The organism is Daejeonella sp. (genome assembly GCF_036405355.1).
Lineage (GTDB): Bacteria > Bacteroidota > Bacteroidia > Sphingobacteriales > Sphingobacteriaceae > Daejeonella.
The window spans coordinates 1-10,324 of the sequence record NZ_DASWXT010000011.1; the positions used below are offsets into that span (position 1 = coordinate 1).

A 10,324-nucleotide genomic window follows, 5' to 3' on the forward strand; every position below is an offset into this window, starting at 1 on the left:
TGCAGTGATTTGAATCCACTGAATAGCATTATTAATCGTTTCAGGTGATTTAGAGGAGGCGGTATTATGTGTCAGTTCAGGAAATAAGCGGTATTCAAAGGGTTTACCTTTGGCTTTAAGCAGATTGAGCCTTTCTATTGATAAGCCTACCGGAATTTGTATGTCTTTCCCTCCAAAAATCCAAAGTCCCGGAATGGAGAGTTTGTTGAGGGCATCCTGTGGATCAGTAGCTGTAAATTGATAGCGGTCAGGATCATTGCTTACATGTTCTCTTGCCTCAGTTTCGGTATGTGTATCCCAGAACCCGGGATTTCCATTCGTATAGAACTGAAATCGCAGTTGCTCAAGTGTAGTAACAACTGGTCCGCTAAAAATTACCATAAAATTCGCCTTGTGATTGATTTTTGCAGCCAAAGGAATTATCCAGCCAGCCTGACTAAAACCCATTAAGCCCAAAGGCAAATCTTTGCCAGGTAAATGCCTCAGCAGGGTGTTAGAGGCTGCGCTTGCATCTAAAGCCAGTAGGTTGAGATTAGCCGAATCAATGTTATTGGTGCCGACTTCAGGTCCGGCATAGCTCCCTCCTGATTTCCCAACTCCGCGTTTGTCATAAGTTAATACCGCAATGCCCTTTTCGGCTAAAATTGAAGCCATCCTGAGCATCCTTGTTTCCTGTCCGGAGCCATGCACCAGAACCAGCGCGGCCTTAGGATGCCGGGGTTTATATACCGTGCCTTCCAGTGTGATTCCGGCACTTTTGAAGGTAACATCTTTTATCGTGAGGAAGGGCGGGTAATTAGTTTCAGTTTTGCTTTGTCCGAAAGAATGATAATTAATGCAGCAGAGAAGAAGGAATAAAAAAGGCTTCATATTTTATTTAATGATCAGGTTTGAATGATGGATCAATATTAAGCCGATTGTAAACCTGCTGAAAATAAATGTGATGGGATGGGGGGAAAATGTGATGAAATGAATAAATATAAATAAACTACAAAAGCCCTTTGGAAACAATGGGCTTTTGTACTCGGAGTGGGTCCCGATAGCAATCGGGACCCACTCGCACTCGCTTTAGTGCGAACAGGATTTTAAGTCCTGTGTGTCAACCTTCCGATAATAATCGGGATCCACCACAATAATAGCGTTATTGGAATTTTTTTAATAAGGCGACCGAAATGATATCCAAACGTTTTAATCTTTGTTCGAGGCAACATGTTGGTTTCTACTCTGTGCCTGTGCGCACACCAAGTGTACGAATATGAACAATGAGCAATTCTATTTTTTTATAATAAATTGAAAATCAATTATTTAAAAGATTGGCATGAATTTACCTTTAAGCATAGAAATTATTATTTACTAAAATTAAAAAGAAATGAAAGTATTCTCATTGTTAATTGCAATCGTCCTTCTAAGTGTAACAATGGCTCAGGCACAGTGTGATAAGAACATAAAGATTACTACTTCAAGCACCAAACGTAAGGACGCAAATGGTAATGTAACCAGTGATGTCAAAGAAACCTTCATTTTTCATATTGGTCAAAAGCAATTAATGTTGAAGTGAACGGGGGAATTGTAGCTACTGCGGAAGTGATTTCGATGGAATGTGAGTGGTTGGTTCCATTTAAGACAGGGAGGACTGTCATAAAAGGAGTACATATAAATGAACTGGGCGACAAAATGGATATGACAAACGTGATGGAGGGAAAAGATGGTGTGATTACTGTAACCGGTACTATCGTTGGCGGGCAAGACAAAATTATTATCAATCAGGTTGCCAAGTTTGAGGAAGAAGTGATTTAAATAAATCAGGAGAAACATACCTCATCTCCGTCAGATACGAACACTTACTGTCCGGTTACGAACAAAGAATAATATTGGTAATTTACTAACTCATTGATTATAAGGCAAGAAAAAATACGGCATGAAATTGCTGGCTTTATAAAGCTGTAACTTCTATAACATAGGATATGATTGAGAATTATTTTAAGATTGCCTGGAGGGGTATCATCAAGAACAAGAGCTCTTCCGCTATCAATATCGGGGGGCTGGCTGTTGGCATGGCGGTAAGTATCCTCATCTCACTATGGATCTTGGACGAGGTGACCTTTGACAACTACCATAGTAACCATAAGCAACTGGCGCAAATTATGTCTACCTCTTTTGATGACAAAAATGAGGCGTGGACAGGGCCATCTGTTGCTTTACCCCTGGGTGATGAGTTGAGAATGAAATACGCGGGTGATTTTAAACAAGTGTCCATGGCGACGCGCAACAGCGATCATATTGTTGCCTTGGCTGATAAAAAGATTACCGGGAAGGGTATGTGGGTTGAGGAGAGCTTTCCTTCAATGCTATCGATGAAAATGACAAGTGGAAACATTAATGCACTTGCAGATCCAACATCTGTTTTAATAAGCGCTACGCTGGCAAAAAATTTGTTTGGGGATGTAGACCCGCTCAATAAAACAGCAAGGTTTGACAATCAAAACGACTTTAAAATAGCCGGTGTTTTTGAAGATCTCCCGAGGAATACGACGTTCTACAGCACTGAATTTTTGATGCCATGGAAGAAGTATTTAGCGACTGAAAGTTGGCTTAAGGAAGCACAAACCCAGTGGAATAACCATTCCTTTCAGGCTTACGTACAGTTAAACAATGAGGAAGATTTTCACGCAGTTTCCGAAAAGATCAAAAGTATCCCAATGCAGCATAAAAATGCGACCGAAGGAAAAGAGGAATTGCTGCTCTATCCGATGGATCAATGGCATTTGTACAGTGAATTTGAGAACGGTATTCCGTCTGGTGGCCGTATCGAATTTGTTCGTTTATTCGCCGTTATTGGGGTATTTATCCTGTTACTTGCTTGTATTAATTTCATGAATCTTTCAACCGCACGCAGTGAAAAGCGTGCCAAAGAGGTGGGAATACGAAAAACGGTTGGCTCTCTGAAAAGTCAATTGATTGGCCAGTTTCTGAGCGAATCGGCAACTGTCGCCCTGATCGCTTTTGTTATATCAATTGGGCTGGTTTTTCTGGCTTTGCCCTCGTTTAATCAGCTGGCAGACAAAAGTATACAATTACCCTGGACAAACGCTTTGTTTTGGTTGGTAGCTTTGATATTTACCTTGTTTACAGGTCTGATTGCAGGTAGTTACCCGGCACTGTATCTTTCAAACTTTGAACCTGTCAAAGTTTTGAAAGGCACATTCAAAGTTGGGCGTTTTGCTTCATTACCACGGAAAGTGCTGGTAGTCATACAATTTACCTTTTCGGTTTCCCTTATCATTGGGACTATTATTGTATTTAAGCAAATCCAATTTGCTAAGAACAGGCCAATAAATTATAAAAACGAAGGCCTTATTACGATACGGATGCTGACGCCTGATCTTCGCGGACACTATGATGCGATCCGTAGCGATCTGTTGGCAACAGGGCTTGTTAACAATATGGCGGAATCAAATAGTGCGACAACAGCAGTATCTTCAAATAATATAGGCTTCAGCTGGCCGGGGAAAGACCCTAACACTGTTGCCGGTTTTGGAACTATAGCTGTAACAACAGATTTTGGCAACACAATTGGCTGGCAAATTAAAGAAGGCCGTGATTTCTCCAGGGAATTTGCAACAGATAGCTCAGCTATCGTCATTAATGAGTCTGCAGTCAAACAGATCGGACTAGAAAATATAATAGGGCAAAGCATTGAATATCGCGGCAAGAATTATGCAGTTATTGGTGTTATCAAAGATATGTTAATGGAATCCCCCTACACCCCGGTTAGGCCGACTGTATTTTTCAATGATGAAGCCTCGGCGAACAGGATCATGGTAAGCATAAAACAGGGAGTACCTCTTCAAAGCGCATTGAATAAAATACAAACAGTATTTGAGAAATTTAGCCCGGGCGAACCATTTAACTACACATTTAATGATGAAGAGTATGCCAAGAAATTCTCAGAAGAACAGCGGATCGGAAACCTTGCAACATCGTTTACAATCCTTGCAATTTTTATATCCTGTCTCGGTTTATTCGGACTTGCGTCGTTTGTAGCTGAACAACGAATTAAAGAGATTGGGGTGCGAAAAGTTTTAGGAGCGACAGTATTCAATCTTTGGGGACTCCTGTCAAAAGATTTCCTGGCACTGATACTAATTTCCTGTTTGATAGCTATTCCCATCTCGTTTTATTTTCTTCATGATTGGTTGCAGAAGTATGAATATCGTACTGAAATCCCGATTAGTGTTTTTATAATTGCTATAGTCGGCTCTACTTTTGTTACTTTGTTAACAGTGAGTTTCCAGACTGTTAAGGCGGCTATTGCAAATCCGATAAAGAGCTTGAGACCGCAGTAATCATGATAAGATAAGTATGTGATGTGATCTTATGTAGAAACCGTGGCGTTTTAATCTAAATAAGATACAATACGAATCAGACAACATTTACAAGCCCCTTACACGAGCCATAAAGGGGGAGGGGTATTAGGAGCCCCGAAGATTCGGGGCACTAGCTTAAGTGTGAATCCCAAATTAATTCGGTATGTGTCTACCTCCCGATAGCTATTGGGACCCACCATATTAATTGCGTTTTAGGAAATGCAAAAACGTATAAATAACAAAAGCCCTTTGTTTCCAAAGAGCTACTGTACGTTTAACGATACAGATTTCCAAGCATTATATTCGAGATTTGGGAATTTTATTGCATTTAATGGCTTGAAGAGGCATTCTATGAAAAGGTGGCAGGAAGAATATCTAAACGTTTTTAAAAGTACTTAATGAAAAGGGTAATCATTATGAAAAGGTTTAAGTTTTATGATTAGCCTAATTCAGGCTTAATTTGCCAGTATATTAGCCTGAGTTGGCTGTATACAATTTCTATGTTTTTTAAAATGGATATTTACCGGAGGTTTAAGTAAATTAAATCCATAAACATGAAACTTTTAATAAGCCTTCTTTTCTTTTGCATTCTTTCAACGTTTTGCCCGGCCCAGTTTAAACATCGGGTTCTTGATGAGTATGGGAATCCGATGAATTATCGCATAAGCTCTCCCCGGTCTAAAATTCCCATCTTTTTGGTGGCAGATAAACTTACCACTTCCCTGAGGCCTTTCAATGGGATACCAAATGATTCGCTGGGATCCATAGTTTTTCTGGAAGGCGCCACCAGCGTTTCAGTCACTACCCGGCTAAAGAAAGACAGCCTTAGCTATTACCGCTATTCGATCATAGAAAATGATACTGCCGTTCTGGTATCAAATGCCTTATTAACGAAAGTCGATTTCGTTTGGCCGGCCAGAAGTGATTTTCCCGGCTATTTAACGATGAATGTAGGTGTTGCCGATATAACGAACAAAAAGCTGACAATCAAAATTTACAAATCCACCAATGAAAGCCAGGTCACTACCGTCATCATTTATAATAAGACCGTAAAGCCGGCTGAGATACTGGAAGCACATCTGTTCACTGAAAGTGAATCTTCCACACCGACTAATTACCGGGGTGATATTCTTCTTTTAAAAAATGGGACAAAATTCAGGATCAATGAAAAAACCAAGGGGATATTTATTTTAATGAAAAGAACCGACCTGGATTTTGCCTATAATGTCTCCTTAAAACATTCCGGGAGCGAGATCACAAGTCTACCCGCAAATTGGAGATACAATTCCCGAACAGGAGATCCCGGATATTTCATTGATGTAAGCTATTTTAAAAGGCCTGGGGAGTACGATATCTTTTTAAGCTCTATTTATGGTTCTCAATTTCTTAAGACAAAACCCGCCAGGGTTTCTTTCAAAGTTTTGACATCCCTCTCTACAAGAGAGTTGTTGCTGATCTCACTGACTTTTCTGGCACTCATAACCGTCGTATCAGCAGTCCTTATTAATTTTATTCGGAAAAAGAGCACGAAAAAGGTAATAGCAGCGAAACAGCAAGCCGATGCTGCCAAAAGCCAATTAAACATTGTGCGTTCTCAATTAAATCCTCATTTTGTGTTCAATGCTTTAGGAGGAATTCAGAACCTGATAAATAAAAATGAAGTCGAAAAGGCAAATGAATATCTCGATAAATTTGCAAGATTAACACGGAATATTTTAATTGATCAGGATTTGATCAGTATTAAAGAGGAGATCAGCTTGCTGGAAGATTACTTATCGATGGAGCAGTTGCGTTTTTCATTCAACTACGAAATACATGCGGATGACAGCCTAAATTTTTCTAACACCGAAATTCCCGCGATGCTTGTCCAGCCCTTTGCAGAAAATGCCGTTAAACATGCAATGTCAAAATTAAAAGATGAGGGTAATCTGCTAATTAGATTTATAAAAGAAGGGGATAACATCATAGTAACAGTGGCCGATAACGGTAGAGGCTTCGATGTCTCGAAGAATTACGATGGCTTGGGCTTAAAGCTGAGTAAAAAAAGGATAGCTTTATTAAACCAGGTGTATATTGAATGCCCTGTTAAACTGGAATTAAGTTCCGGAAACTCAAACACACAGGTTAAAATTACTTTAACTCACTGGCTGTAATTTATGAAGGCATTATTAGTTGACGACGAATATTCCAATAATGAAAACCTGGCAGCCTTACTCAATAAGTATTGCTCGCATATAAATGTGATCGCCTCTGCCATTGATATCGATCTAGCCATAGATCTAATTAACGCACATCAACCTGATATCCTTTTCCTGGATATTCAAATGGGTGATCGTTCAGGATTTGATCTTTTAAGGCTGATCCCCAATAAAAATTTCGAAGTAATTTTCGTCACCGCTTTCGATAAATATGGAATAGAAGCCATAAAATTTGCTGCACTTGATTATCTCCTAAAGCCCATAAGTATACAAGAGCTGGTGCTTGCAGTAAATAAAGCAAAAGAAAAACTAATAGCCAAAGAGAAAAATCAGCAATTAAATTTTCTCCTTAATCACATCCAAAATGGTGAAATGTCGCCCACAAAAATTGCTCTTCCGCAATTGCATGAAATACGTTATGTATCAGTAAATGAGATAATACGCTGTGAAGCTGACAATTCTTATACTTTTTTCTACTTGGTTAATCACGACCGGATCCTGGTGTCCAGATCTATAAAGGAATATACAGACCTGTTAAAACCTTTAGGTTTTTTGCGAACTCATCAAAGCCATCTGGTTAACAAAATTTTTGTAAAAAGCTGGATAAAAGAAGACGGGGGGATTCTTTTGTTAACTAATGGAGATAAAATTCCGGTTTCACGGCCTAATAAAGTAGTTGTGCAGAACACATTAAATCAGTCTTTGCTTTAAGCTTATACGCTACATTGGAGTGGTATCAAAATGGAGAACGAATCCCCAAAAATGGGAAGGCTACAAAATCCAGCAATAACCAAAACGAATTTGCAGAGAGATAATAATATTAAACCATGTGGCGATGGGAGTATCGAACCTGAAAAATGCTTTAATGGAGTAATAAACGGCTAATTAGAATAGACGAAAAATAAAAAACCCTCTCTACGTAATGTAAAGAGGGTTGTACTCGGAGCGGGTCCCGATAGCGGGACGAACCCACACTCGCTTTTGCGATTGTATAAAATGCAAAAACATATAAAACAACAAAAGCCCTTTGTTTCCAAAGAGCTTTTGTACTCGGAGCGGGTCCCGATAGTTATCGGGACGAACCCACACTCGCTTTAGGGCGATTCACCAAATTTCATTATCAAAATTGTAAAACAATATAAAACACAAAAGCCTGATATTTTCATACCAGGCTTTTTGTACTCGGAGCGGGAATCGAACCCGCACTCGCTTTAGGGCGAACAGGATTTTAAGTCCTGCGTGTCTACCAGTTCCACCATCCGAGCGTGGAGTATTCAATTTGCTCTAACAATCCAAAATTGGAGGGTCTACCATCCCGATAGCTATCGGGACCACCATCCGAGCAGATGGTTATTCGATTTTATATTCCGGTAATCGCAACCGTTCTCGTGTCTACCTCCCGATAGCAATCGGGATCCACCATCCGAGCAGATGGTTATTTACTATTTCAAACAAAAATTCCCTCTGTTAGGAGGGAGTTTCATATTGGAGCGAAAGACGAGATTCGAACTCGCGACCCCGACCTTGGCAAGGTCGTGCTCTACCAACTGAGCTACTTTCGCGTTTTGGTGAGTGCAAATATAGGCAGAAAAGCAATTTTGACAAGTATTTTTTATTTTTTTTGAACTTATATTCCTAAACTATTGTTAATCAGTATTCTGTCGGGACTGGAAAATTGAAAATGCTTCAAAATGAAGGGGGGCATCAGGCGCAGGATGTGTCCAGGGAGTACAGTCAGTAAGATCAATTCTATTTTTGGTGCCAGAAATATAGTAGCTTGGATTCAGCTAGCCGGGTAATTTAATTCGGAACTTATTGATCCTCCTCATTTCTATCTACAACAAGAGAAAATTCAGGATTCACCAGATCAGGACGTCACAGCTTAGTATTGTTATTTTAAAAACCATCTGTTAATCCTGTCTATTACCTAAAATTACACTAAGTCATATTTAATACCTCAATTAAGCAGTATAGGAACTAGCATTGTTCTGTTGATTTGTTAAGGCTAAAACTGATAAAAATCTACCGGGAGAATTCGCATATAAGTCTGCAATGAAAATCCGGACAACAATAAGCTTAAATTTAAGGGGTTTATGAGTGCTGAAGTATAATTGTCCACTATGCCGGAAAAGTTCTATCAGAAGGGCTGATTTTGTTTGATATTAGAAAATTATACTGTTGTTTATTCATATAATTTGGACTAAATACATTTTTTGGCTCCGGTTGAGCCATCCCGGGGCCTGAAAGGGTTCTTAAAGGGTCTTTGTTGGGCTATTATTGGGCAGAATGGGTCAAAAATGTAGTTTTAGCCCAACAAGAGGTGAAGAAGGGCCCATCAAATCCCCTTTTTTGTACTATTTCATGATTTAGTATAAAAACGTTGTTTAATCTGCATGAACAATTCCGGGATTTCTTCCGGTTTTCAGTCCTAAAAGCTTTATGTTCGGAAAACCATCCTGGCCGGGCGCTACATAAATATTTAAATAAAAAACGAGTGTTTTTTACACTAAGTAAAGTCTTTAAAGGCCTGCTTTCAAAATCTCCTGTTCTACTCAAATTATTACCTATTCCCTAATCAGCAGTTCAGAGATAAGCTCACTCTCATAACCTTTGCCTGCAGCATAGCGGCTTAGAAGATACCTGCGTTTAAAAGGATCTTTCTCTGTTATTGTTTTCGATTTTTTCTCCAGTAGCTGTTCCAGCTTTGAAAGATAATCCTCCATGTCAATCGCATTAAGTGATTTAGCAATCATTTTATCAGGAACTCCCTTCAATTTTAAACCCTGCTTAATCTTCAATTTGCCCCAGCCCTTGATCCTGAATTTCCCGAGGGTATACGCTATTGTAAAACGCTCTTCATTTAGAAAATTCTGATCAATAAGCTCAGAAATGATTTCCTCTACATCTTTCTGATGCAAGCCCCATTCAAAAAGCTTGTTTCTAACCTCATACTGCGACCTTTCCTGGTAGGCGCAATAGCTTTCAGCTTTCAGTTTGGCCTGTTCTCTGCTGAATATTTTAGGCTTATTGTTCTCGTTTTTCAAAGCACTGAAATATCGCAAATATTTAAGAGGAATCTTTAAAATTTATTGAAATTAGCAGAATGAACCATATCCTATATTCAACAGAAGATCTCACAGGTATCCTCAAAGCGGAGTCTTTTATTCAGAATAAGGATATTTTGATCAGGACCATACTTAGCGATAGCAGGAAGCTTAGCGATATCAATCATGCGCTCTTTTTTGCGCTGAAAGCGAGGAGGGACGGACATAGCTTTATTGCTGCCGTTTATGATGCCGGAGTAAGGAGTTTTGTAATTTCTGATTCCGGATTTGATACCGAAGCTTATCCTGATGCTAATTTTTACAGGGTTAGCGATACGCTAATGGCTTTGCAGGATCTGGCAGCAGCTCATCGTTCAAAATTCAATTATCCTGTCATCGGTATCACCGGCAGCAATGGTAAAACCATTGTTAAAGAATGGCTCTATCAGCTTCTGGTTCCCGAAAGCAATATTGTCAGGAGCCCTAAAAGTTATAATTCACAGATTGGTGTGCCCGTCTCGGTATGGGAAATGAATGAGGAGAATGATCTGGCGATCTTTGAAGCCGGAGTATCCAAAGCGGGCGAGATGGAGAATCTGGCCAGGATAATTCGTCCTACGATAGGAATACTCACTAATATCGGCGAGGCCCATAGTGCAGGTTTTGAAAGCCTGAATGATAAGATCAGGGAAAAGCTGAAGCTGTTTGAGGGAGT

At 39.6% G+C, this 10,324-nt stretch carries 8 protein-coding genes and 2 tRNA genes; 6 read left to right on the forward strand and 4 right to left on the reverse strand.

From position 1 onward, the window contains the following. On the reverse strand, positions 1–870 hold an 870-nt coding region (locus VGE44_RS01315), incomplete at its 3' end, for an alpha/beta hydrolase family protein (RefSeq protein WP_331075964.1). A gap of 499 nt (positions 871–1,369) precedes the next feature. On the opposite strand from VGE44_RS01315, the gene VGE44_RS01320 reads away from it, so the two are divergent. The 5 genes from VGE44_RS01320 to VGE44_RS01340 all read left to right on the forward strand — a co-directional run bounded on the left by VGE44_RS01320 (position 1,370) and on the right by VGE44_RS01340 (position 7,276). Beyond that, positions 1,370–1,558, forward strand: a complete 189-nt coding sequence (locus VGE44_RS01320; RefSeq protein ID WP_331075965.1) for a hypothetical protein — start codon at positions 1,370–1,372, stop codon at positions 1,556–1,558. Then, positions 1,555–1,797, forward strand: a complete 243-nt coding sequence (locus VGE44_RS01325; RefSeq protein ID WP_331075966.1) for a hypothetical protein — start codon at positions 1,555–1,557, stop codon at positions 1,795–1,797. Before VGE44_RS01320 ends, VGE44_RS01325 begins: the two co-directional genes overlap by 4 nt. 167 nt (positions 1,798–1,964) lie before the next feature. Further along, positions 1,965–4,346, forward strand: coding sequence for an ABC transporter permease (locus VGE44_RS01330; protein ID WP_331075967.1), 2,382 nt, complete (start codon positions 1,965–1,967; stop codon positions 4,344–4,346). A 575-nt stretch (positions 4,347–4,921) separates the two neighbouring features. Beyond that, positions 4,922–6,520, forward strand: a complete 1,599-nt coding sequence (locus tag VGE44_RS01335) for a sensor histidine kinase (RefSeq protein ID WP_331075968.1) — start codon at positions 4,922–4,924, stop codon at positions 6,518–6,520. A gap of 3 nt (positions 6,521–6,523) precedes the next feature. After that, the gene (locus VGE44_RS01340) at positions 6,524–7,276 is read left to right on the forward strand and encodes a LytTR family DNA-binding domain-containing protein (protein WP_331075969.1); all 753 of its coding nucleotides are present in this window, start codon (positions 6,524–6,526) and stop codon (positions 7,274–7,276) included. 468 nt (positions 7,277–7,744) lie between these two features. On the opposite strand, the gene VGE44_RS01345 is transcribed toward VGE44_RS01340, so the two are convergent. The 3 genes from VGE44_RS01345 to VGE44_RS01355 all read right to left on the reverse strand — a co-directional run bounded on the left by VGE44_RS01345 (position 7,745) and on the right by VGE44_RS01355 (position 9,609). After that, positions 7,745–7,830, reverse strand: a tRNA-Leu gene (locus VGE44_RS01345). 221 nt (positions 7,831–8,051) lie between these two features. Next, positions 8,052–8,127, reverse strand: a tRNA-Gly gene (locus tag VGE44_RS01350). 1,002 nt (positions 8,128–9,129) lie between these two features. Beyond that, positions 9,130–9,609, reverse strand: coding sequence for a regulatory protein RecX (locus tag VGE44_RS01355; RefSeq protein WP_331075970.1), 480 nt, complete (start codon positions 9,607–9,609; stop codon positions 9,130–9,132). Positions 9,610–9,668: 59 nt separating this feature from the next. Between VGE44_RS01355 and VGE44_RS01360 the strand changes: the two genes are divergently transcribed. Next, a partial coding sequence (locus VGE44_RS01360) for a Mur ligase family protein (RefSeq protein WP_331075971.1) occupies positions 9,669–10,324 on the forward strand: 656 nt, incomplete at its 3' end.

Coding starts and splice junctions, on each gene's coding strand:
- VGE44_RS01330 (WP_331075967.1), top strand. CDS start 1,965: ATGATTGAGAATTATTTTAAGATTGCCTGGAGGGGTATCATCAAGAAC.
- VGE44_RS01335 (WP_331075968.1), top strand. CDS start 4,922: ATGAAACTTTTAATAAGCCTTCTTTTCTTTTGCATTCTTTCAACGTTT.
- VGE44_RS01340 (WP_331075969.1), top strand. CDS start 6,524: ATGAAGGCATTATTAGTTGACGACGAATATTCCAATAATGAAAACCTG.
- VGE44_RS01320 (WP_331075965.1), top strand. CDS start 1,370: ATGAAAGTATTCTCATTGTTAATTGCAATCGTCCTTCTAAGTGTAACA.